Annotated in this window: 21 protein-coding genes and 1 pseudogene; 13 read left to right on the top strand and 9 right to left on the bottom strand. The window is 72.8% G+C overall.

Features of this window, described 5'->3' with window-relative positions:
* From WFH25_RS18030 to WFH25_RS18020, 3 genes and pseudogenes are all read left to right on the top strand, one after another.
* Positions 1-238 (top strand): annotated as a pseudogene (locus tag WFH25_RS18030) (hypothetical protein); the annotation flags it as partial.
* 64 nt (positions 239-302) lie between these two features.
* The gene (gene aqpZ / locus WFH25_RS18025; RefSeq protein ID WP_092387252.1) at positions 303-1,115 is read left to right on the top strand and encodes an aquaporin Z; all 813 of its coding nucleotides are present in this window, start codon (positions 303-305) and stop codon (positions 1,113-1,115) included.
* A gap of 115 nt (positions 1,116-1,230) precedes the next feature.
* Positions 1,231-1,770: a DoxX family protein gene (locus WFH25_RS18020; protein ID WP_336698862.1), complete on the top strand. Its 540-nt coding sequence runs from the start codon at positions 1,231-1,233 to the stop codon at positions 1,768-1,770.
* Positions 1,771-1,846: 76 nt separating this feature from the next.
* Here WFH25_RS18020 and WFH25_RS18015 read toward each other — a convergent pair whose 3' ends face one another.
* Positions 1,847-3,427 (bottom strand): Na+/H+ antiporter, encoded by a 1,581-nt coding sequence (locus WFH25_RS18015; RefSeq protein WP_336698861.1) that lies wholly within the window; start codon positions 3,425-3,427, stop codon positions 1,847-1,849.
* 131 nt (positions 3,428-3,558) lie between these two features.
* Positions 3,559-4,368 carry a DUF427 domain-containing protein gene (locus WFH25_RS18010; protein WP_336698860.1) on the bottom strand — a complete coding sequence of 270 codons (810 nt, stop codon included), beginning with the start codon at positions 4,366-4,368 and terminating at the stop codon, positions 3,559-3,561.
* 136 nt (positions 4,369-4,504) lie between these two features.
* On the opposite strand from WFH25_RS18010, the gene WFH25_RS18005 reads away from it, so the two are divergent.
* The 8 genes from WFH25_RS18005 to WFH25_RS17970 are packed head-to-tail and all read left to right on the top strand — an operon-like array spanning position 4,505 to position 14,067.
* Positions 4,505-5,566, top strand: coding sequence for an LLM class flavin-dependent oxidoreductase (locus tag WFH25_RS18005; RefSeq protein ID WP_070418888.1), 1,062 nt, complete (start codon positions 4,505-4,507; stop codon positions 5,564-5,566).
* Positions 5,563-6,906 carry an LLM class flavin-dependent oxidoreductase gene (locus WFH25_RS18000; protein WP_336698859.1) on the top strand — a complete coding sequence of 448 codons (1,344 nt, stop codon included), beginning with the start codon at positions 5,563-5,565 and terminating at the stop codon, positions 6,904-6,906. Before WFH25_RS18005 ends, WFH25_RS18000 begins: the two co-directional genes overlap by 4 nt.
* Positions 6,903-8,225, top strand: a complete 1,323-nt coding sequence (locus WFH25_RS17995) for an NtaA/DmoA family FMN-dependent monooxygenase (RefSeq protein WP_229086583.1) — start codon at positions 6,903-6,905, stop codon at positions 8,223-8,225. Before WFH25_RS18000 ends, WFH25_RS17995 begins: the two co-directional genes overlap by 4 nt.
* A 38-nt stretch (positions 8,226-8,263) precedes the next feature.
* Positions 8,264-9,823, top strand: coding sequence for an ABC transporter substrate-binding protein (locus WFH25_RS17990; protein ID WP_071301637.1), 1,560 nt, complete (start codon positions 8,264-8,266; stop codon positions 9,821-9,823).
* Entirely contained in the window at positions 9,820-10,803 is a 984-nt protein-coding gene (locus WFH25_RS17985; protein WP_336698858.1) for an ABC transporter permease, read from the top strand. Before WFH25_RS17990 ends, WFH25_RS17985 begins: the two co-directional genes overlap by 4 nt.
* Positions 10,800-11,690, top strand: a complete 891-nt coding sequence (locus WFH25_RS17980; protein ID WP_336698857.1) for an ABC transporter permease — start codon at positions 10,800-10,802, stop codon at positions 11,688-11,690. Before WFH25_RS17985 ends, WFH25_RS17980 begins: the two co-directional genes overlap by 4 nt.
* Positions 11,687-13,261, top strand: coding sequence for an ABC transporter ATP-binding protein (locus WFH25_RS17975; protein ID WP_336698855.1), 1,575 nt, complete (start codon positions 11,687-11,689; stop codon positions 13,259-13,261). The genes WFH25_RS17980 and WFH25_RS17975 overlap by 4 nt, the downstream gene beginning before the upstream one ends.
* Before the next feature lie 35 nt (positions 13,262-13,296).
* Complete coding sequence (locus tag WFH25_RS17970; RefSeq protein WP_309779500.1) at positions 13,297-14,067, top strand: SDR family oxidoreductase; 771 nt, start codon at positions 13,297-13,299, stop codon at positions 14,065-14,067.
* Between the two features lie 78 nt (positions 14,068-14,145).
* Here WFH25_RS17970 and WFH25_RS17965 read toward each other — a convergent pair whose 3' ends face one another.
* The 7 genes from WFH25_RS17965 to WFH25_RS17935 form a co-directional block, all read right to left on the bottom strand.
* Positions 14,146-15,288 carry a DUF475 domain-containing protein gene (locus tag WFH25_RS17965; protein ID WP_336698853.1) on the bottom strand — a complete coding sequence of 381 codons (1,143 nt, stop codon included), beginning with the start codon at positions 15,286-15,288 and terminating at the stop codon, positions 14,146-14,148.
* Positions 15,289-15,451: 163 nt separating this feature from the next.
* Positions 15,452-17,011 (bottom strand): helix-turn-helix domain-containing protein, encoded by a 1,560-nt coding sequence (locus WFH25_RS17960; RefSeq protein WP_336698852.1) that lies wholly within the window; start codon positions 17,009-17,011, stop codon positions 15,452-15,454.
* Positions 17,012-17,067: 56 nt separating this feature from the next.
* Entirely contained in the window at positions 17,068-18,108 is a 1,041-nt protein-coding gene (locus WFH25_RS17955) for a hypothetical protein (protein ID WP_336698851.1), read from the bottom strand.
* A 28-nt stretch (positions 18,109-18,136) separates the two neighbouring features.
* Positions 18,137-18,931: an anti-sigma factor gene (locus tag WFH25_RS17950; RefSeq protein ID WP_336698850.1), complete on the bottom strand. Its 795-nt coding sequence runs from the start codon at positions 18,929-18,931 to the stop codon at positions 18,137-18,139.
* Positions 18,928-19,473, bottom strand: a complete 546-nt coding sequence (locus WFH25_RS17945; protein ID WP_071294616.1) for an RNA polymerase sigma factor — start codon at positions 19,471-19,473, stop codon at positions 18,928-18,930. The genes WFH25_RS17950 and WFH25_RS17945 overlap by 4 nt, the downstream gene beginning before the upstream one ends.
* A gap of 68 nt (positions 19,474-19,541) precedes the next feature.
* Entirely contained in the window at positions 19,542-20,204 is a 663-nt protein-coding gene (locus WFH25_RS17940) for a class F sortase (RefSeq protein WP_336698848.1), read from the bottom strand.
* A 2-nt stretch (positions 20,205-20,206) separates the two neighbouring features.
* Entirely contained in the window at positions 20,207-21,067 is an 861-nt protein-coding gene (locus tag WFH25_RS17935; RefSeq protein ID WP_336698847.1) for a DUF4397 domain-containing protein, read from the bottom strand.
* Positions 21,068-21,297: 230 nt separating this feature from the next.
* On the opposite strand from WFH25_RS17935, the gene WFH25_RS17930 reads away from it, so the two are divergent.
* Positions 21,298-21,603: a flagellar FlbD family protein gene (locus WFH25_RS17930; RefSeq protein WP_070418899.1), complete on the top strand. Its 306-nt coding sequence runs from the start codon at positions 21,298-21,300 to the stop codon at positions 21,601-21,603.
* A 1-nt stretch (position 21,604) separates the two neighbouring features.
* Positions 21,605-22,435: a motility protein A gene (locus WFH25_RS17925; protein ID WP_071294618.1), complete on the top strand. Its 831-nt coding sequence runs from the start codon at positions 21,605-21,607 to the stop codon at positions 22,433-22,435.

Raw genomic sequence — 22,435 nt, 5'->3', positions numbered from 1 at the left:
ACTCGACGGCGTCCGCGACGTCATCAGCGCCCGCGTCGACACGTACCTCGTCCGACGGCAACGCGCCGCACGCATCCGCGTCGCGGTCCGCCGCGGCGGCGACGCCGTCACTGTCCTCACCGCCGTCGACCGGGCCATCACCGTCCTGGACCGCACCCTCGGCCGGCAGATCCCCGTCCTCGTCCACCTCACCGGCGGCACCCGCTCCACCCTCGCCAAATCCACCCGCGTCCACTGACAGCCGTCAGAACACCGACGACTGGCCGGAACACCGACACCCGCACCGAACGGAGAACACCACGATGGCGAACCGCAACCACGACCGCGCCGCGGACGAACCCGTCAGCGAGTCCACGTCCGAGCAGCGACGCGAGGACGCGGCCGCCTGGTCGCCGGTGGCCCGGTACGCGTCCGAGCTCTTCGGCACGTTCCTGCTCGTGCTCGGCGGCGTCGGCACCGCGCTGTTCGCCGCGAACGTCCCGAGTGCCACGGACAACCAGCAGGGCGTCGGCTACCTCGGCGTGGCCCTCGCGTTCGGTCTCACGCTCGTGGCCGGGATCTCGGCCGTCGGGCACATCTCCGGCGGCCACTTCAACCCCGCGGTCACGCTCGGTCTGCTCGCCGCGGGCCGAACCGATGCCCGCCACGTCGCCGGCTACATCGTGGCCCAGATCGTCGGTGGGCTCGCCGCGACGAGCATCATCGCCGCGGTGCTCTCCGGCAAGCCGGGGGCGTTCGCGGCCGCTCGTGACGGGGGCTTCGCCTCGAACGGGTACGGATCGGCGAGCCCCGGCGGGTACGGCCTCGGGTCGGTGTTCCTCGCCGAGGCGGTCCTGACCGGTGTCTTCATCGCCGTCATCCTCTCGATCACCGCCAAGCGGGAGTACCAGGCCGTCGCGCCGATCGGGATCGGGCTCACCCTGACGCTGATCCACCTCGTGAGCATCCCGATCAGCAACACCTCCGTGAACCCGGCGCGCTCGATCGCCGCGGCCGTCTACGGCGGGGCGACACCGCTCGCGCAGCTCTGGGTCTTCATCGTCGCCCCGATCGTCGGTGCCGTCGTCGCCGGTGTCATCGTCCGCGTGAGCGGTCGACGCCAGCTCACCAGCTGACGACCACCGCATCGCGGGACGCCCCGCCGGTCCACACCGGACCGGCGGGGCGTACGTTCTGCGACACCACGGCCGACCACCTCGGCCGGACGACCACCGACCACCGGGAGAACGCATGAGCGCACGCACCACGACCGCTTCCGTCACCGCCAAGACCCTGCTCCGCATCGCCCTCGGCGCCGTCCTCGTGTCGCACGGCTCCCAGAAGCTCTTCGGCGCGTTCGGCGGCGGCGGCATCGAGGGCACCGCCCAGGGCATGCACCAGATGGGGTTCCGACCCGGCCGCCGCAACGCCGTCCTGGCCGGGATCGGCGAGGCCGGCTCCGGTGCCGCCCTCGCGCTCGGCCTGGCCACCCCGATCGCCGGTGCAGGCGCCGCGACGACCATGGGTGTCGCCTCGAGCGTGCACACCCCGAACGGCTTCTTCAACGCCGACGGCGGGTTCGAGTTCCCGGCGTTCCTCGGCTTCTCGGCGGCGATGTTCGCCCTCGGCGGCCCCGGTCCGGTGTCCCTCGACCACGCGTCCGGCCACGTCTTCGACCGTCCGTGGCTGCGGGGACTCGCCCTCGCGGCGGTCCCGGTGGCGATCGCGGTCCAGATCGCGCAGCGTCGGAAGGCGCTCGCCTCGGAACCGGCGGCTGCCGACGAGTCGTAGGACGTGACGGACGGGAGGGGGGGGGGGGCCCCCCCCCCCCCCCCGCCTCCCGTCCGGGCACTCGCCGGCGAGACCGTCAGGTCGTGGTGACCCCGCTCAACCGCGCCTCCTCCGCGTCGTACCCCGACCGCACCTGCCGCAGCACGAGGTCGTCGATCTCGTCGGCGTCCCGCAACCGCAGGAGCGTCGACGCCTTGTGCCGGACCAGGGCGAGCTCGAGGGCGACCGCGGTGTCGTGCCGTTGCAGCGCCGGGTGGTCGTCGTCGTCCTCCTCGCGGGCCTGGATGACGTCGAGGTGCGCCTCGTAGTCCTTCCGCACCCGCTCCACGGTCGCACGGTCCGCGCCGGTCGAGCGGGCCAGGCGGGGGAGTGCGTCGAGCGCCTCCTCGATCGCGGTGCGCTCGGCGTAGCGGCGCTCCTCGCCGACCGACTCGTCCTCGGGCAGCGCGGCCCGGCGGAGGACGGCCGGCAGCACCAGCGCCTGCCCGACGATCGTGACGACGACGACCCCGGCGGTGACGAAGACGATGAGGTCCCGGTCGGGGAACGCCGCGCCGGACTCGAGGGTCCGGGGCACGGCGACGGCCATCGCGAGCGACACCGCCCCGCGGAACCCGGCGAAGCCGCTGACGAGCCGGTCCCGGTGGCCCTCGCGCGGTGCTCCGCCGGACCGTCGGGTGACGAGCCACACCGTGCCGCCGGCTGCGTTGAGGAACGCGAACCGCACGAGCACGAGGGCGATCGACACCGCGGCGATCACGCCGGTGGCGCGCAGGAGCTCGGCGGGCTCCAGTGCCCGGGCGGCGACCATCGCCTCGATGCCGACGAGCACGAACAGCGCGCCGTTCAGCAGGAACGTCAGGAAGGACCAGAACGCGCGGACCTGCTGACGGGTCTCGGCGCGGTCGAGCTTCGGACCGACCTGGCTCACCACGATGCCGGCGGCCACGACCGCGAGGACGCCGGAGGCCCCGATCGCCTCGGCACCGAGGAACGCGACGAACGGCACGAGGAGGGTCACCAGGTTCTCGAGGACGACCGTGTCGACGCGCCGGAGCACCTGCGTGCCGAGCCACGCCGCGACCAGACCGGCCGCCACGCCGCCGAGGTAGGACAGCGCGAGCATGCCCGAGACGCCCCAGAACGTGAGCTCCTGCGTGCCGACCGTGACCGCGACGGCGATCCCGTAGACCACGAGGGTGGTGCCGTCGTTGACGAGGCTCTCGGCACGCAGCACCGTGACGTTCCGGCGCGGCAGCATCTTCGTGAGCACCCCGACGGCCGTGGCGTCCGTCGGTGCCACGGCCGCACCGAGCACCCAGGCCGGACCCCACGGCATGCCGAGCAGGTGGAGCAGGACGGCGATCGCCCCGGCCGTGACCACGACGAGCAGCGTGCCCATCAGGACGATGCCGCGCAGGTTCTTCCGGATCTCGCGCAGGGACGTCGTCAGGCTCTCCCAGTACAGCAGTGCCGGCAGGAAGAGCAGGAGGACGGCGTCGGCGGGGAGCTGCACGCCCGCGAACTCGGGCACGAGGGCGAGCAGCGCGCCGAAGACGAGCAGCAGCACTGGCGGGGCGACCCGGATGCGGTCGGCGATGCCCGCCGTCAGGGCGATGGCGAGGCCGAGCACGACCACCAGTTCAGGTCCCAGCACACGCACTCCTCGATCGACCGACACCCCAGTCAACGCGGTGGGCGCTGACAGCGCACACGCGCGCCGGGCGGTGGTCGCGACCAGTGTCGGACGGGAGGCGCGGGTCGGGCCCGACCCGTGCCTCCCGTCCGTCAGACGCGCAGGTCCACCGCGGACGACGCGCGGACGCCGTCCACCTCGACGACCACCCGCTCACCCCAGAACGCGACGCGGTCGCGCACGGCGGCCACCGCGGGGAAGGGGTCCGGGTAGGACCACGCGACGTCCTCGACGGTGCCGTCCGCGCGCCGGACTCCCCAGTACGCGGTCGCGTGGCCCTTGTACGGGCACTCGCTGACGGTGGCGGTGGCGACGAGCTCGTCGAACCGGACGTCCTCGCGGGGCAGGTACCAGCGCGTCGGCAGGCCGGTCTCGTACACGGCGACGGGCGAACGGGAGTCGGCGAGCACTCGGTCGCCGTCGCGGACCACGACGTGCCGGCTGCTCGGGAGCGCGTCCACCCGGTTGTGCGGGTCGCGGGGATGGGTGATGACGGGCTCGTCCTCCTCGTACCAGGCGTCCAGGACCCCGGGGGTCCACGTGACGCCGAGCCACCCGTCGAGGCCGTCGTCGTCCCACGACCAGGCGACGTGCGGGACGACCCGGTCGGGGAGCCGGAGGTGGTACCAGCGTCGGGCCGGTCGGACCGGGCGCCAGGACCGACCCGGTGCGGGTGCGTCGTCCGCCGGCGACAGGAGGTCGGTGCGGACGTCGGCTCGCGGGATCCCGTACTCGGGGACCTTGTGGCCGGCCTCCCACACGAGGATCGGTGCACGGGTGTCGACGACCGTCAGGCCGTCGACGACCGCGCGGACCCAGCGGCTGCTCGGCTCCCACGTGAGGTGGTCCGGCAGGCCGGGGTGACGACGGCGGAGGGTGTCGGATTCGGCGGGCTGCGGCACGGGGCGATCATGCTCCTCGGACGCCGTCCGTGCGCACTCCTACGTTGTGTGACGTCGCGCAACGCTCCGTTACGTCGCCGCTCGTGGACCGTCGGTGGTGCGTGTTTGCATCACTCCACTGACGAGGGAGTGTTCCATGACGCACGTCGAACGGGCCGCCCGCGTGGCCTCGGTGCCACTGCGGATCGCGGTGTTCTCGCACGGGACGGAAGCGCCGCCGGCGAGCCGGGCGTACCGCGACGAGCTGGACCTGTTCGCCGCCGCGGAACGACTCGGGTACGAGAGCGCGTGGGTCCGTCAGTTCCACTTCCGACACGACGACGACCCGACCCGCGGCGGGCTGCCGTCACCGTTCGTCTTCTTCGCCGCCCTCGCCGAGCGCACCTCGACCCTGCGGCTCGGACTCGGTGCGGTGACGCTCCCGCACGAGGACCCGGTCCGCGTCGCCGAGGACGCCGCGGTGCTCGACGCGCTCAGCGACGGCCGGGTCGAGCTCGGCGTCGCGAACGGCGGCGGCCCGGAGACCCTCGACGTCTTCGCGCCGGACCTCGCCCACGCCGAGCACGAGGCACGTCGGGCGGCCTTCGACGCCCAGCTCGACACGCTGCTCGGTGCGCTCCGCGGGGAGCCGCTCGGGACCGGCACGGCCCGACTGAACCCGGACGGCAGCGCACTGCTGGACCGGCTCTGGGACGCCACCCTCACCGCCGGCAGCGCTGCGATCGCCGCCACCCGGGGACACGGGGTCCTGGTCGGCACCACCCAGACGGTACCGGCCGAGGTCACCGCCGCCGCCTACCTCGACGCGCTGCCCGACGGCGCGGTGCCGCGGGTGGCGCTCTCCACCGCGATCTACCCGGCCCGTGACCGTGCCACGGCGCTGCGCGAGGCCCGTGCCGGCATCGAGGCGAAGTACGCGTGGGGCGAGTCGTTCCTGCCCCCGGCGTCGACCCTGGCCGAGAAGGCCGCGTCGCTGAACCTGCACTACGGCACCGCCGAGGACATCGCCGAGTCGATCCTGTCGAAGCCGTACTCCCGGTACGCCACGCAGCTCAACGTGCAGGTCGAGCACGGCTACGCCGACCAGGAGCGTCGGCGCGAGGCCCTCGCGCTGTTCGCGGAGGACGTCGCGCCACGCATCGGGGCGACGGTGGGGCCGGTCGCACCGGCACGGACACGAGAGGCGGTGACGGCATGACGCGCGACGGCGGCCTCGTGCTGGGCGGGATGGTCTTCTACCCGGGCGGTGAACACGTCACGAGCTGGCGGCTGCCCGGCAGCGAACCGGAGCAGTACCTCGACGTGGAGTACTACGTCCGGTTCGCCCAGACGCTCGAGCGTGGCGGGTTCGCGACGCTCTTCATCGCCGACGAGCTCTACGTCTGGGACCGCTTCGACTCCGGCATCGACCACGTCGTGAACATCCGCACCGAGCCCTTCACGCTGCTCGGCGCGCTCTCGCAGCGGACCGAGCACATCGGACTCGCCGCCACGGTGTCGACGACGTACAACGAGCCGTACCACGTCGCCCGGAAGCTCGCCTCGCTCGACCACCTCAGCGAGGGCCGCGCCGCGTGGAACCTCGTCACGAGCGCCTCCGACGAAGAGGCGTGGAACTTCGGGCGCGACGCCAACCTCGACCACGCGGTGCGCTACCGGCGCGGGGCCGAGTTCGTCGACGTCGTGCAGGGACTCTGGGACAGCTGGGACGACGACGCCTTCCTGCACGACAAGCAGTCCGGGTACTTCGCCAAGCGCGAGGGCCTGCACGTCCTCGACCACCAGGGGGAGTTCTTCCGGGTGCGGGGACCCCTGAACATCGCCCGTCCGCCCCAGGCGCACCCGGTGCTGTTCCAGGCCGGCGCGTCCGAGGCCGGCCGAGCGCTGGCGGGAGCGAAGGCCGAGGGCGTGTTCACGCTCTGGCAGGACGAGCTCGCCGACGCGCAGGCGCTGTACGCCGACTACAAGCGCCGAGCCGTCGACAACGGCCGCGACCCGTCGTCGATGCTCATCCTGCCGGCCGTGTCACCGGTCATCGGCGACACCGAGGCGGACGCGCTGCGGCAACTCGACGAGATCGAGGAACTCACGCCGGACCGCGTCTCGCTCGACCTGCTCTCGCACTACCTGCAGACCGACCTGTCCGACCGGCCGCTCGACGCGCCGTTCGAGCACGTCTTCGACGAGTCGTCGATCACCCAGTCGAAGTCGGTGTACGAGTCGATCCGACGCATCGCCGCGGACGCCACGACGCTGCGCGAGGTCTACCGGACGATCCTGCGGCGCCGGTTCCTGCCCGGAACACCCGAGCAGATCGCGGACTGGCTGACCGAGCGCTACGAGCAGGACGCCGCGGACGGCTTCATGCTCGCGTTCTCGTCGATCCCGGTGAGCGTGGACCGGTTCGTCGACCAGGTGGTGCCGGAGCTCGAACGCCGCGGCGTGTACGACCGCACGTACCGCGGGGACACCCTGCGCGAGCACCTCGGGCTGGCGCGACCGGCGAGCACGCTCCAGACGGCGGAGGTCTCGGCATGAGCGACCGGATCCTGCTCGGTGCGTTCGCCTTCCACCCCGGCGGCGCACACGTCACCGGCTGGCGGCACCCGTCGTCGCGGCCGGCCGAGCACCTGACGATCGGCCACCACCGCCACATCGCGCAGAGCGCCGAGCGCGGGTTCTTCGACACGCTGTTCCTGGCGGACGGCCTGTACTTCTGGGACCGGTACCCCTCGGGCGTCGACCACTACGGCGCGCTCCGCCCGGAGCCGTTCACCCTGCTCGCGGCGCTGTCCCAGGTGACCAGCCGCATCGGGCTCGCGGCGACGGTCTCGACCACCTACAACGAGCCGTACCACGTGGCGCGGACGATCGCCTCCCTCGACCACATCAGCCGGGGCCGCGCGGCGTGGAACCTCGTCACGAGCCGCTACGACGAAGAGGCCCGGAACTTCGGCGGCGACGCGCACATCGACCACTCCCGCCGGTACGAGCGTGGCCGCGAGTTCGTCGACGTCGTCCACGGTCTGCTCGACAGCTGGGACGACGACGCGATCCGTGCGGACGCCGCGTCCGGGATCTTCGCCGACCGGGACGGGCTGCACCGGCTCGACCACGACGGGGAGTTCTTCCGGGTGCGCGGTCCCCTCAACATCGCCCGGCCGCCGCAGGGCCACCCGCTGCTGTTCCAGGCCGGCGGCTCCGAGTCCGGCCTCGAGCTCGCCGCCGACACCGCGGACGCCGTGTTCACGCGGGGTGGGTCCGCGGCCGACGTCCGTCGGTTCGTCGACGACCTGCGCGCCCGGGCGGTCCGACACGGTCGCGCTGCCGACGCCGTGAAGATCATGCCCTCGGTCATGCCGGTCGTGGGGGAGACCGCCGCCGACGCCCGGGCCGAGGCGGACGCGATCCTGGCGCTCACCCCGGACGCGCTCATCCTCGAGGACGTGTCGCACCAGATCGGCCAGGACCTGTCCGGGCGCGACGTCGACGTGCCGTTCGACTACGCCGAGGAGTTCGACACCTCGAACGAGACCCGGTCGCCGAAGCCCGCGGTCGAGCGCCTGCTCGCGGACGGGCCGGCGACGCCCCGCGACGTCTACTCGTGGTCGTACCGGCGGAGCCTGCTCACCGGCACCGGGCCGGAGATCGCCGACCGGCTCGAGGAACTCGCGGACGACGGCGGAGCGGACGGCTTCATCGTGCAGTTCCCGTACCTGCCGGGTGGCATCGACCGCTTCGTCGACCACGTCGTGCCCGAGCTGCAGCGCCGCGGCCGGACCGCCACCACGTACGACGACCTCACCCTGCGCGAGCGGTTCGGACACCCCCGCGTGCCCGACCGCGCGCACCGCTGACCGCACCACCCCCTGCACCCCGAACCCAGGAGCCAACCATGACCGTCGACCTCACGTCGCGACGGCGTCGCCTCAAGCGCCTCGCCCTCGCGGCCACCGCGTCCGCCCTCGCCCTCACCCTCGCCGCGTGCTCGTCCGGTGGCGACGCCTCGTCCGGCTCCTCGGACGCCGGCACCTACACGCTCGGCCTCCAGGAGCCCGACAGCACCATCAACCCCCTCACCACGTCCGACTACAACGCGATGTTCATCGTCGGGCTTGCATCCGAGGGACTCCTCAGCCAGGATGCGCAGGGCAAGCTGGAGGGCCGGCTCGCCGACTCCTGGAAGGCCTCGTCCGACGGGCGCACCTGGACCGTCACCCTGCGCGACGGCCTGAAGTTCTCGGACGGCGCCGCCCTCACGAGCAAGGACGTCGTCGCGACGTTCGACTCGATCATCGGCACGGACAGCCAGTCGCCCGGCAAGTCGAGCTTCGAGGGCATCCTCGGCTCCGTCGCCGCGGACGGCGACTCCGCCGTGGAGTTCACGCTCGACAAGCCCTACGCCGACTTCCCCTACCTGCTCACCGGCTCGAACACGACGATCCAGCCCGCCGGCTTCACGGCGTCGACGAACTGGGCGAAGCAGCCCGTCGGTGCCGGCCAGTTCGTGCTGTCGAAGTACTCCGCCGGCCAGGGCGCGACGTTCACGAAGAACCCCGACTACTGGGACGCGAAGGACGTCGACCTCGAGAAGGTCGACGTGAAGTTCTACGCCGACGACCAGGCACAGCTGCTGGCCTTCCAGAGCGGCGAGATCGACCAGATCGCGTCGAGCCCCACCGCGACCTCGACGCTGCAGGCCTCCGACTACAACGAGACCAAGCCGTACTACAACAAGTTCGACGGCATCTTCCTCGACGTGACCAAGGCACCGTTCGACGACCCGGACGTCCGCGAGGCGTTCGCCCTGGCGCTCGACCGGAAGGAGATCGTCAAGACGGTCTACGGCGGGAACGCCGAGGTCGGCAACGACACCACGTTCTTCCCGAGTTCCGCGATCCAGCCGAAGGGCCTCGAGCAGCGGTCGCAGGACGCGGCGAAGGTGCGGGAGCTCCTCGGCGGCAAGACAGTGTCGTTCGAGATCACCACGCTCGACGCCGAGAAGGCGCTCGCCCAGGTGGTGCAGCAGCAGCTCGAGGCCGTCGGCGGGTTCGACGTCACGCTCAAGGTCCTCACGAGCGCGCAGTACTACGCCGACGGGGCCGACACGCCGTGGCTCAACGCCCCGGTGACGATCACGAACTGGGCGCAGCGACTGCCGGCCCAGTACGTCGACCTGATCTACCGGTCCGGCGCCGCCTGGAACGCGTCGAAGTACTCGAACCCGGAGCTCGAGACCCTCGTCGACCAGTACGAGTCGACCACGTCGGAGTCCGAGCGGCAGGACCTCGCCGACCGGATCGCGACGATCGAGTGGACGGACCTGCCGGTGATCGTGCCGGCGTTCGCGTCGAGCAGCATCCTGCTGCAGAAGCGCGTGACGGGGACCTTCCGGTCCGGGCAGGACTTCCCGGGCGGGTTCGACTTCCGCGGGATCGGGGTCACCTCGTCATGAGCACCGCGCGCCGCCGTCGTCTGCTGTCCCTCGTCGGCCAGCGGGTCGTCCAGATCCCGCTCGTCCTGGTCGTGGTCTCGATCCTCACGTTCTGGCTGGTCCAGGTCGTCCCGGGGGACCCCGGTCGGAACGCGCTCGGGCAGTACGCGACGGCGGCGCAGGTGCAGGCCTGGAACGTCGACCACGGACTCGACGGCTCCCTCGTGAGCCGGTACCTGCACTGGATCGGCGGGTTCGTGACCGGCGACTGGGGCACGAGCTTCGTGTACTCCGAGCCGGTGCGGGACCTGGTGCTCGGACGGCTCGGCAACTCGCTCCTGCTCGGCGCGTACGCCTTCGTCATCATGGTGCCGGTCGCCCTCGTGCTCGGCGCCGTGCAGGCCTACCGCCAGGGGCGCCGGTCGGACCGTGTCGTGACGGTGGGCCTGCTGACCGTCTCCGCGATCCCGGAGTTCGTGGTCGGGATCGTCCTGCTGCTGGTCTTCGCGGTCTGGCTCCGCGTCGTGCCCGTGCAGGCGTCCGGGGCGCTCGACGCGGGGTTCGGCGAGCGGCTCCGGGTGCTCACCCTGCCGGCGGTCGTGCTGGCCCTGGCGTACCTCGCCGTCCTGACCCGGATGGTGCGGGCCGGGGTCATCGAGACGATCCGGTCGCAGTTCCACCGGACCGCGGTGCTGAAGGGGCTGACGACCGGTCAGATCGTCCGGCGGCACGTCGTCCGCAACGCGCTCATCCCGACCTTCTCGGTGCTCGGGATCTACCTCGGCACCCTGCTCGGCGGGAGCGTGATCGTCGAGACGCTCTTCTCGTACCCGGGGCTCGGCGCGCTGCTCGTGTCGGCCGCCGAGCGGAAGGACGCGCTCCTGCTCGAGAGCGGCGTGATGCTCGCCGGAGCGCTGTCCCTCGGCGCGCTGCTGCTCACCGACCTGCTGTTCGTCGTGGTGGACCCCCGGATCCGGTTCGAACGGCGGGTCACCGCATGACCGCCGTCGTCCCCGGAGCCCTCGCCAGCGACGCCCCGGTCGTCACCGGGCCGGAGCAGACCGCAGGATCGCGCCGTGCCCGTCGTGGCTGGCGCGCGCTGCTGGGTCGCCCGACCTTCCTGGTCTCGATCGCGGTCCTCGTCTGGTGGGTCGTCCTCGCCGTCGGGTGGCACGCGCTCGGGTTGCAGCCGTTCGCGAAGACCGGGGAACTCCTGCAGGCGCCGAGTGCGGCGCACTGGTTCGGCACCGACTCGCTCGGACGCGACGTCTTCGCCCGGGTCGCGGCCGGCGCCCGCCCGGCGCTCGTGATCGGCCCGTTCGGTGCCGCGCTCGCGACCGTCCTCGGGGGCACGCTCGGACTCGTCGCGGGCTTCCACCGCGGCTGGGTCGACACCGCCCTGATGCGGTTCTTCGACGTGCTCCTCGCGCTGCCGAGCCTCATCTTCCTGGTGGTGCTCGTGGGGGCGTTCGGCGTCTCGACCCCGGCGCTCGTGCTCATCGTCGGCGTGCTGTTCGCTCCGGGCATCGCGCGCATCGTCCGCGCCGCGGTGCTCGTCGAGATGGGCAAGTCCTACGTGCAGGCGGCCCGGCTCCAGGGCGAGAGCGCGCTCCGGGCGATGCTCACCGAGCTCCTGCCGAACGTCGTCGGGGTGTTCGTCGTGCAGGCCGTCCTGAGCCTCGGTGCCGCCATCTTCATCACCGCGTCGCTGTCCTTCCTCGGCCTCGGGTCGCAACCTCCGGCCGCCGACTGGGGCCTCGACATCAACGCGAACCGCGCCTACCTGCAGGCCGCCTGGTGGACGGTCGTCTTCCCGGGCGTCGCCGTGGCGTCGATCGTCGTCGCCGCGAACCTCATCGCGGACAACCTCAAGGAGGTCGCCGAGTGAGCGAACCGCTGGTCCGGGTCGAGGGACTCACCGTCGCGTACCGCGGTGTCAGGGTCGTCGACGGGGTGTCGTTCACGATCGAGGCGGGCGGGTCGTACGGCCTCGTCGGTGAGTCCGGCTCCGGCAAGAGCACGGTGGCGGGGACCCTCACCGCCTCGCTCGGTCCGGATGCCGACGTCTCGGCGGCGGCGATCGTCGTCGACGGTTCGGACGTCCCCACGCTCCGCCGCGAACGGCTCCGGCGCTTCCGGCGTGACGTGGTCGCCGTCGTGCACCAGGAGCCGGGCCTCGCGCTGAACCCGACGATGCCCGTCGGCCGTCAGGTCGCCGAGGTGCTCCGTGCCACCGGGTCCGGGCGGGCCGAGGCCGAGGCCGGCACGGTCGAGGCGTTCACCCGCGTCGGCCTGCCCGACCCGGACACGATCGGCGTCCGGTACCCGCACGAGCTGTCCGGCGGGCAGCAGCAGCGCGTCGCGATCGCGATGGCCCTGGTCTCCCGGCCGCGGCTGCTCGTGCTCGACGAGCCCACGACCGGCCTCGACAGCACCGTCGAGGCGGGGATCATGGCGCTCATCGACGAACTGCGCGAGGAGACCGGCTTCGCCACGCTCCTCATCAGCCACAACCTGCCGCTCGTCGCCGCGCACTGCGAGCGGGTCGGTGTCCTCCGGCACGGCGTGCTCGTCGAGGAGGGGTCCGCCCGAACGGTGCTCGGTGCGCCGTCCGAGCCGTACACGGTGCAGCTCGTCGAGGCGCTGCCGGACATCACCGCGGGCAAGGCCGCACGCGGCACCACGGAGGACGACGTGCTCGTGTCGGTCCGCGGCCTCCGCAAGGAGTACGACGGTGCGGTCGCCCTCGACGGCATCGACCTCGACCTGCACCGGGGTGAGGTCCTCGGCGTCGTCGGGGAGTCCGGCTCCGGCAAGACCACGTTCGGACGGGCCCTCGCCGGCCTCGTCCGCTACGACGGCACGGTGACCACGGCTGCCTCCGCCGCGGGCGACGGCCCCGGGCGACGGACCCCGCCCGTGCAGGTCGTGTTCCAGAACGCCGACGCGTCGCTCAACCCGAGGCGGACCGTCCGCCAGGTGCTCGGCCGGGCGATCCGACTGCTCGGTGGCGAGGGCAGCGCCGAGGACCTCGCCGCCCGGGTCGGACTCGACGCCGCGGTCCTCGACCGCCGGCCGGCGCAGCTCTCCGGCGGACAGAAACAGCGCGTCGCCATCGCCCGGGCCTTCGCCGGTCCCGTCCCGCTGGTCGTGTGCGACGAGCCCACCTCGGCGCTCGACGTGTCCGTGCAGGCGCGGATCCTCGACCTCGTCCTCGACCTGCAGCGCACCACCGGGACGACGTGCGTCTTCGTGTCGCACGACCTCGCGGTGGTACGTCGCGTCGCCGACCGGATCGCGGTCTTCGACGCCGGGCGGATCGTCGACGTCGGTCCGGCCGAGCAGCTGTTCGACGCAGGACGGCACCCGCGCACGCGGGAGCTGGTCGCGGCAGCGTTCGACCTCCGTCGGCGAGCGGGCCTGGTCGCACCGGTGCCCGACGGAGTGGTCGACGCATGACGCACGGGGACGGACGTCCGCGGTAGCGTGCCGCCATGAGCGACGACACGACCCCCGCCCGCGCGCGTGACACCCGCATCGCCGTCGTGACCGGCGGCGGCAGCGGGATCGGCCGCTCCGCCGCACTCGCGCTGGCGGGCGACGGGTGGACGGTCGTGGTCGCCGGACGGCGGCGTGGCCCGCTCGACGAGGTCGCGGCCGTCTCGGAGCGCATCGTGCCGGTCGTCGCCGACGTCTCGGTCGAGGCGGACGTCCGACGGCTCTTCGACGAGACCGTCGCGCGGTTCGGCCGACTCGACCTCCTGTTCAACAACGCCGGCACCGGGGCGCCGGCGACGCAGTTCGACGAGATCACGCTCGACACCTGGGACGAGGTGTTGGCCGTGACCCTCACGGGTTCGTTCCTCTGCGCCCGCGAGGCGTTCCGGATCATGCGGACCCAGACACCGCAGGGCGGCCGCATCATCAACAACGGCTCGATCTCCGCGCACGCACCGCGTCCGCTCTCCGCGCCCTACACGGTCGCCAAGCACGCGGTGGCCGGCCTGACCAAGCAGCTCCAGCTCGACGGTCGGGCGTTCGGCATCGCCTGCGGGCAGCTCGACATCGGCAACGCCGCCACCACGATGGGGTCGGGCGCGGCGGACGGGACGATGCAGGCGGACGGCTCGATCCGCCCCGAACCGACGATGGACGTCGCCGAGACGGGCCGAGCGGTCGCGTACATGGCCGGGATGCCGGCCGGCACGAACGTGCCGAACCTGACGGTCATGCCGACCGCCATGCCGTTCGTCGGTCGCGGCTGACACCGGACAGGAGGCACGGTGCGGCTCCGCGCGCCCCCGGAGTCCTCGACGGCGCGGGTCTGCCGCGAGGCGGACCGCTCAGCCCCGCACGGCGCGCGCCCCGCCGGGCAACGACCGCCGCGCCCGCCGCCACCACGCACCCCACGGCAGCGAGGTCGCGAGCGCCAGGCCGATCACGACGCTGCCGAACCACCCGACGACGACGCCGGGGATCGGCACGAGCAGGCTCGTCCACAGCAGCACCGCGAGGATGCCCAGCACGTACGCCGCCCCCGCCTTGAGGTACCGGAGCCGCTTCAGCCCCGACGCCTCGTCGAGCCGCGAGGTCAGGCGCGCGAGGAACACCGCCCCGACCCCGATCGCGGCGATCGCCACGGCCGCCTGTTCGAGCGCCCCGAGCCCGTCACCGCCGAGCACACCGGAGCCGGACAGGCTGTAGACCCCGTCGAGGATCTCGAACAGCATGAACACCACGAGCCCGCGTTCGAAGACGACCGTCGAGGCGTAGGCGTGGATCCGCCAGGCGCCGCTCCCGGTCCCGATCGACGCCGTGTCGGTCCCGTCCGTGCTCCGGAGCGCCCATGCCGCGATCCGCTTCGACCCGAGGTACGCGCCGATGCCGATCGTCCCGCCGAGGACCACCGGCAGCAGCGTCGGCGGGGACCACCCGGCGTCGACCCCCACGAGCACCGAGGTCAGCAGCACCCCGGCGCCGGCGGTGACCAGCGACCAGACGCGAGGGCGGGCGACCCGGGCGAGCCGCGCCTCCAGTCGGCCCAGCCAGGACCGACGCGACGCGCGGTCCGTGTTGAAGAGGTACTCGGCGAACACGAGCCAGATGAACGCGGCGCCGAAGGCGGCGAGGGCCGGCCGCACCTCGGCGAGGTGCGCCGAGAACGAGCCCGGTGCGAACACGGCCTCGCCCACCGAGCTCGCCGGGTCGGTCGCGTCGCCGACCGCCACCGCGGCCGGTGGGAGCAGCAGCCGCATCGCGAGGACACCAGCGACGATGCCGAGCGACAGGAACAGCCGCCGTGCGGGGGAGTGCAGGCGCGACGCGATGCCGGCCATCGGGACCGACGAGTCGGCCGCCATCGCGATCTCGAGGAGCGCGAGCGCGACGAACGCGAGCGCGGCGGCCGGACCGAGCACGAACCACGCCAGGGCGGCGGCTGCGACGGTGGTGAGCAGGGGGACGGTCAGGAGCGATCTCGTGGCCATCAGCCCATCCAGCACCGTCGGCCTGGGTGGGCAGTGGAGCGCTCCTGGGCATCGGCCTGGAGGAACGGCTCGTTTCGCCCGGGACGGGTGACGGCCCGTCCCCACTTGCGGGGACGGGCCGTCGGGTCACGTCGGCAGGCGGCCGGGTGCGGCCTCCGGTGCGTCAGTCGTGGAACGTCTCGATGGACGCGCCGAGCGAGTTGAGCCGTTCCTGCAGCTGCTCGTAGCCGCGGGCGATGATGCCGACGTTGCGCAGGACGCTCTCGCCCTTGGCCGCGAGCATCGCCAGCAGGATGACCACGGCGGGGCGGAGGGCAGGCGGGCAGCTGACCTCGGCACCCGAGAAGTGCGTCGGGCCGGTCACGTCGAGCCGGTGCGGGTCGCGCAGGGTCACGCTCGCGCCCAGGCGGGTGAGGTCGAGCAGGTGGATCGCGCGGCCCTCGTACACCCAGTCGTGCACGAGCGTGGTGCCCTCCGCCATCGCGGCGATGACCACGAAGAACGGCAGGTTGTCGATGTTCAGGCCGGGGAACGGCATCGCGTGGATCTTGTCGATCGGCGCGTGCAGCTCGGACGGGTACACCGTGATGTCGACCAGGCGGGTGCGGCCGTTCGCGGCGGGGTACTCGTCGGTGACGTCGAAGCGCAGGCCCATCTCGGCCAGGGTCGCGAGCTCGATCTCGAGGAACTCGATCGGTGCGCGCGTGACGGTGAGCGTGGAGTCGGTGACGATGCCGGCGGTCAGCAGGCTCATCGCCTCGACCGGGTCCTCGCTCGGCCAGTAGTCCACGACCTCGTCGATGCGGCTCTTGCCGGTGATCCGGAGCGTGGTGGTGCCGATGCCCTCGATCTCCACCCCGAGGAGCTCGAGGAAGAAGCAGAGGTCCTGCACCATGTAGTTCGGGCTGGCGTTGCGGATGACGGTCTCGCCATCGCGGGCGGCCGCTGCCAGGATCGCGTTCTCGGTGACGGTGTCGCCGCGCTCGGTGAGGACGACCGACTTCGTCGGGACCTCGGTGTTCGCCACGTCGACCTCGTACCAGCCCGACGTCGCCTCGACGTCGACGCCGAACGGGCGCAGGGCGATGAGGTGCGGCTCGACCGTGCGGGTGCCGAGGTCGCAGCCGCCGGCGTACGGCAGGCGGAAGGACTCGTAGCGGCCGCTGAGCGGACCGAGGAACATGAGGACGCTGCGGGTCCGGCGGGCGGCATCGGCGTCGATCGCGTCGAGACGGAGGTCGGACGGGGCGACGATCTCGAGGGTCTCGCCGTCCTCGGACCAGGTGACCGTCGCACCGAGGCTGCGGAGCACGTCGATGATGCGGTCGACCTCGACGATGCGCGCGACCTTGTGCAGACGGGTCACGCCACGGTTCAGCAGCGAGGCGCACAGGAGCGCCACGGCGGCGTTCTTGCTCGAGTTCACCGCGATCGAGCCGCTGAGCTTGCGGCCGCCCTGCACGCGGAGGTGAGCACGCTGCGGGGCGCCGCCGATCGAGACGATCTGCTGGTCGAGGGCGTCGCTGATGCGGGTGAGCATCTCGAGGGACAGGTTCTGCCCGCCCTGCTCGATGCGGTTGATGGCACTCTGGCTCGTGCCGACGCGTTCGGCGAGCTGGGCCTGGGTCATGCTGCGGCCCTTGCGGGCGCCCCGGATGAGGGCGCCGACCTCGCGGAGCGGGGCCGGGGTGGTCGGGGGAGCGACGATGGTGGTGTCGGTCATGAGGGGCACGCTAACACGCTCATGAGATAAATCACGGGGGACAACGCCCAGTCTTCTCAGGATCGGGTCGGGAATACACCGTCTGTGAGAACTTCGTCGTCACCTGTCGTCCAGCGGAGCGCGTCGCCGTCGAACGTCCAGACGGTCGCGGCGTCGTCGTCGACCACCGGTTGCGGGTCGCGCAGCCACACGGTGGTGTCCGGCGTCCACCCGGCGATGACGCTCGCGGTGTCGGGGTCGACCGGGATCGCGGTGCCGGCTGCGCGGAGCCAGGCGCGGACCGTCACGTGGACGGCGTCGTGGGTCTCGGCGAGCGCGGACCAGTCCGGTGTCAGCCACCGTCCGTCGCGGCCGGTGGTGCGGTACCAGTCGTGCCGGCGCGTCGTGTCGCTCACGTCGACGGACCACCGGCGGCAGAGCGCACCCCAGTCCTCCGCGGAGTCGACCACCAGGACGCGGACGTCCGGTGACGGGTGGATCGGCGCGACGGTGGCACGCTCCCAGCCGAGCCCGTCCTCCACCGCCCAGAGCCCGATCGGGCCGAGGGTCCCGGCGGCGGCGGTGGTGGTGAGGAGTTCGGACGGTGGTGTCGACCACCAGGAGCCGCTCACGTTCGCCGCGGCCGGGCGACGACGATCGCGGGGCCGCACGGCGGCCACCTCGGTCGCCAGTGCGCGGTGCCACGCAGTGAGGCTCCGGGCTGCTGCTCCCGGACCGGCGCCGCGGTCGGGGTGCCGCCTGTGCTCGCCGTCGAAGACCGTGCTCCACTGCGTCACCGCTCCGGGCGGTTCGACGACGGCGGTCACCGCGGGGAGGGACGCCCAGGTGCTCGCGAGCCGGGCGAGCGCCGGGGCGAAGTCGGACCGGGCGAGCAGGACGTCGGTCGCGTCCGGCTCCTGCCAGGACATCGCGGTGTCGGCCGTGTCCGCGAGCGCACGGAGGACCTGCGTGGTGTCGATCGACCGCGGGTCGACCGTGTCGATGACCGCCTCGAGTGCGTGGGCGACCTCGGACGACTCGTCGGCCGCGTGTCCGAGGAGCTCGAAGCAGAAGCGTCGGCCTCGGGGGCCCACGAGCAGGTCCTCGGGGGTGATCACGGCGTCAGGCTACTGCGCACGCCCTCGGTCAGGGGCGTGCGAGCCGGCCGCGCACGATCGAGTCGCCCGAGTGTGCCGGGTCGCCGTCGTCCGCCTCGGCCGAGACGTCGACGACCGGGAAGCGTGCGGTGTCCATGCCCGACGGGACCGTGAACCGCCCGCGGTCGCCGTCGAGGAACCCGACGCTGACGAGCCCGTCGAGGTCGGAGCGCATCATCCACACCTCGCGCAGGGCACCGGTACCCGTTCGTCCGGTCCCGCCGCGCAGGTCGACCACGAGCGAGAGCCGCCCGTCGCGGTCCCGCTCCAGCTCGGCGGTGCCACCGGCCCCGGACCACCCGGGCAGGGCGTCCAGCTCCGCCCGCGCGAGCACGGTCTCGGACGCCGAGCCGGGGAGCCCGGGCAGGGCACCCGTCGCCACGCCGATCCCGAGCACGATCGCGAACGCCCCGACGACGGCCGCGACGGTCAGGAGGACGCGCCGACGGCGGTGGACGCGGGGCCCACCGGGGGTGACCCGTCCGCGGGGGCGGGTCGTTCCTCCTGGGCCCGTTCCGGTGACCGGGACCGGTGCGGGGGACTCCGCCGGGACGTCGCGCGGCGGACCGTCCCGGACCTCGGCGGCGATGCGGTCCCAGACCGCCTCCGGGGGCGCGTCGAGCCGGACGTGGGAGGACGACCGCGTCACGGCGGCCACACGCTGCAGGTCCGCGACCTCGTCGCGGCACCGCGCGCAGGCAGCGAGGTGCTCCGTCACGGCGTCGTCGGCCACGACACCGGAGACCGCGAGCATGGCGAGCGTCTCGTCGTCGACGTGCTTCATTCGATCACCTCGAGACGTGTTCGGAGCCGAGCCAGACTTCGGTGGATGTGACTCTTGACGGTGCCGAGGGGGAGTCCGAGCCGCTCGGCGATCTCACGATGGCTCAGCTCGTCGTAGAACGCCAAGCGCATGACCCGGCGTGGCACGTCGTCGAGCCGGTCGAGCTCGCCCGCGACCAGTGCGCGTTCGGCCAGGTCGAACTCGGACTCCGGTGCCGCCGCGGTCTCCTCGACGACGGTCGGGTCGGTGGTCCTGGCGTGCCGCGTCCGTTCCGCGAAGGCGTCCGCGATGCAGTTCCGGGTGATCCCGACGAGCCAGGCGCCGAGCGGGGCCCGCTCCGGGTCGTAGCTGGCACTCCGACGCCAGGCCTTGACGAAGACCTGTTGCGTCACGTCCTCGGCCGCCGACTGGTCGCCCAGCGCGCGGAGCGCCAACGAGTAGACGAGCGGGGACCACCGGTCGTAGACGGCGCGCAGGGCGTCCTCGCTCCCGGCGCTGAACGCGTCGGAGAGCTCGCTGTCGTCCGGGAGGGTGGTCGTCACTGGATCCTGTCGCTGGCGTGGTCGTCGTCGACCGTGACCCGATCGTACGGCGGACGTGCTCGGTCCGGTCAGGCGGGCGTCGCGCTGATGATGAGGTTGCTCTCGTAGTGGTGGGTGGACTCGTCGAACACGCCGCCGCAGGAGACCAGGACGAGCCGTCGCGGCCCGTCGGTCCGGAAGACCGAGGCCCACGGGAGGCCGCGTTTGGCGACGAGGGCGACCGAGTCGATCCGCCACCGGGTCCGGTCACCGGCCGTGTCGGTCAGGGTGACGGTCGTGCCGGCGGGGACGTCCCGGAGATGGGCGAACGGCCCGACGCCGTAGCCGACGGCGTCGACGTGGGCGGCGATCACGACGGTCCCCGTGGTCGACGCCGGTGCTGCGCCGTACCGGTACCAGCCGGCGACGGCCGGATCGGGCGGCAGGGACATCGCGCCCCGGTCGTCGACGCCCTCGGGACGGACCTCGGCCCGCACCCCGGCCCAGTCGACGGCGATCCGGGACGGAGCGGCGACCCGGACGGCCGGCGGGACCGTGGCGCGGACCTGCGGCACCGCGGTCGAGAACGCCGACGGCACCGGGGTCGGCGTCGACGACGGACCGGTGACGATCGCGGTCGAGGGGTGCCCGTCGGGGGTGGGGGAGCCGCCCGACGAGCACCCGGTCAGGATGGTCGCGGCCACCGCGGCGACGACGAGCGCCGCCGCGGTGGTCCGGACCGGGGACGGCACGGTCAGTGACCCGAGTCCTGCCGCTGGTCCCCGGTCACGGTGCGGCGGCGCCGGAGCACCACCGCGCCGATCGCGACCGCAGCCGCGAGGGCTGCTGTCGTCCCGCCGACGATCCCGACGGTGTCGGTCCGGTTCGTCGCGACGAGTCCGGCATTGCCGGCCGGGACGCCGTTCGGCGTGCCGCCGAGGTCCGAGATCGTCTGGGTGGCGAGGGCGAGGTTCTGGTCGTCGAGGCTGCCCCAGGCGTACACGATCGTGTCGGCTCCGGCGGTGACCGGGACATCGGCCGGACCGATCACCGGGTCGGTCGTGCCGGTGGCGGCGACGGATGCCGAGACGGTTCCGGCGGGGAGCTCGAGGGCCTGCTCGTCCGGGTTCGACAGGTTGCTGACGACGGCCTCGCCACCGGCGAGCACGTCGACCGCGGGAGCGGCTGCGACGTGCCGGACGATCAGGCGGCCCTGTCCGGCCGGGGTGGCCGAGACGTCGTTGGTGAAGAGCGTGGCGGTGGGCTTCCCACTGGTGTCGTCGTGCGCGACGGCGGTGTAGTTCCCGCCGGCGTCGAGCGTGACGTCCACGGGGCCGATGACCGGCTCCGACGCATCGGCTGCGTCCGAGGCGGTGATCGCGAGCTGGTGGGCGCCCGCCGGGACCATCATCGGGCCGGCGAGGGTCCCCGGCGTGAAGTCGTCGAGGGCGCGCTTCCCGTCCAGGTAGACGTCGACCGTGACGTCCGGGACGGCGTGCAGGACGGAGAGCGTCGCGTCCCCGGTGGCGGCGGAGGCGGCGGCCGCCGGGACCGCGGCCGCAGCGGCGGCGAGCAGCACACCGGCGGCGAGGCCGGTGGCGAGTGTCTTGCGCATGTCGGGTCTCCTTCTGGCCCCTTCGGGCCGGTACGGACGACGTCGTCGTCGACGTCACACCGGCACTACCGGCGGACGGGGCCGATCGGATGCACCCGATCCGGAATCCGACCGTGCCGGTCACGCCTAACGACCGGCCCCGGCCCGCCGATAGTCCTCGGTGCAGCCCACGGACGGGCAGCATCCCGCCCCACGGACGGCGGCGGGACGATCGAGAACCAGGACGGGCCATGATCGTCGTCACACGACTCAACGGCAGCGGATTCGCTGTCAACCCCGATCTCGTGGAGCGCATCCAGGAGACGCCGGACACGACGCTCATCATGGTCGACGGCGCCAAGTACATCGTCCGCGAGTCCCTGGCCGACGTCATCGACCTGATCGCCGCGTACCGGGCACGCATCGTCGGCATGGCCTACGGCACGGACACCGCCGCGCGGAACGCCACCGGCCCGCAGCCGACGCTGGCACCGGTCGCCCCGATCCACGCCGTGTCCACCGACCGGGCACCCCGCACGCAGGACGGGGGTCGCTGACGTGGACATCGCGACGATCATCGGGATCCTGCTCGCCTTCGGCGCCCTGTTCGGCATGGTCGAGATGGAGCACGTCGAGCTCGCCGGGCTGTTCCTGCCGGCACCGATGCTGCTCGTGTTCGGCGCCACGATCGGTTGCGGCATCGCGAGCACGACCCTCAAGGACGCCATCGCCAGCTTCAAGGCCGTGCCGAAGGCGTTCACCGGCAAGGTGACCCCGCCGCAGTCGGTCATCGACGACGTGGTCGGGCTCGCCGAGACGGCCCGTGCGAACGGTCTGCTCGCACTCGAGCAGGAGGCCGACAAGCACGACGACCCGTTCATGAAGAAGGCGCTGCAGAACATCGCGGACGGCACGGACGGCGACGAGCTGCGGATCCTGCTCGAGGACGAGATCGAGTCGAACGCCGCCCCGGTCCGGTCGGCCAGCTCGTTCTTCATGGGCCTCGGCGGCTTCGCCCCCACCGTCGGCATCATCGGCACCGTGGTGTCGCTGACCCACGTCCTCGCGAACCTCGGCAAGCCCGACGAGCTCGGTCCGCTCATCGCGAGCGCGTTCGTCGCGACGCTCTGGGGCCTGCTCACCGCCAACTTCCTGTGGCTGCCGATCGGCGGGAAGCTCCGCAAGCTCGCGCAGCTCGAGGCCGACCGCCAGACGCTGCTCATGGAGGGGCTCCTCGCGGTGCAGGCCGGCAGCCAGCCGCGCCTGCTCGGCGAGCGACTGACCGCCATGGTCCCGCCCGCGGCGCGCGGTGGGGACGCCAAGGGCGGCAAGGCGAAGGCCGGCAAGGGCAGCGACGCGGACGCCGACGACCAGCAGCTGGCGGCCTGA

The organism is Curtobacterium sp. USHLN213, assembly GCF_037144815.1.
Taxonomy (GTDB): Bacteria; Actinomycetota; Actinomycetes; order Actinomycetales; family Microbacteriaceae; genus Curtobacterium.
Note: the sequence above shows the minus strand (reverse complement) of the source record. Positions and strands in the feature narration are given on the sequence as shown.

Coding starts and splice junctions, on each gene's coding strand:
- aqpZ (WP_092387252.1), top strand. CDS start 303: ATGGCGAACCGCAACCACGACCGCGCCGCGGACGAACCCGTCAGCGAG.
- WFH25_RS18020 (WP_336698862.1), top strand. CDS start 1,231: ATGAGCGCACGCACCACGACCGCTTCCGTCACCGCCAAGACCCTGCTC.
- WFH25_RS18005 (WP_070418888.1), top strand. CDS start 4,505: ATGACGCACGTCGAACGGGCCGCCCGCGTGGCCTCGGTGCCACTGCGG.
- WFH25_RS18000 (WP_336698859.1), top strand. CDS start 5,563: ATGACGCGCGACGGCGGCCTCGTGCTGGGCGGGATGGTCTTCTACCCG.
- WFH25_RS17995 (WP_229086583.1), top strand. CDS start 6,903: ATGAGCGACCGGATCCTGCTCGGTGCGTTCGCCTTCCACCCCGGCGGC.
- WFH25_RS17990 (WP_071301637.1), top strand. CDS start 8,264: ATGACCGTCGACCTCACGTCGCGACGGCGTCGCCTCAAGCGCCTCGCC.
- WFH25_RS17985 (WP_336698858.1), top strand. CDS start 9,820: ATGAGCACCGCGCGCCGCCGTCGTCTGCTGTCCCTCGTCGGCCAGCGG.
- WFH25_RS17980 (WP_336698857.1), top strand. CDS start 10,800: ATGACCGCCGTCGTCCCCGGAGCCCTCGCCAGCGACGCCCCGGTCGTC.
- WFH25_RS17970 (WP_309779500.1), top strand. CDS start 13,297: ATGAGCGACGACACGACCCCCGCCCGCGCGCGTGACACCCGCATCGCC.
- WFH25_RS17965 (WP_336698853.1), bottom strand. CDS start 15,288: ATGGCCACGAGATCGCTCCTGACCGTCCCCCTGCTCACCACCGTCGCA.
- WFH25_RS17960 (WP_336698852.1), bottom strand. CDS start 17,011: ATGACCGACACCACCATCGTCGCTCCCCCGACCACCCCGGCCCCGCTC.
- WFH25_RS17950 (WP_336698850.1), bottom strand. CDS start 18,931: ATGAAGCACGTCGACGACGAGACGCTCGCCATGCTCGCGGTCTCCGGT.
- WFH25_RS17935 (WP_336698847.1), bottom strand. CDS start 21,067: ATGCGCAAGACACTCGCCACCGGCCTCGCCGCCGGTGTGCTGCTCGCC.
- WFH25_RS17930 (WP_070418899.1), top strand. CDS start 21,298: ATGATCGTCGTCACACGACTCAACGGCAGCGGATTCGCTGTCAACCCC.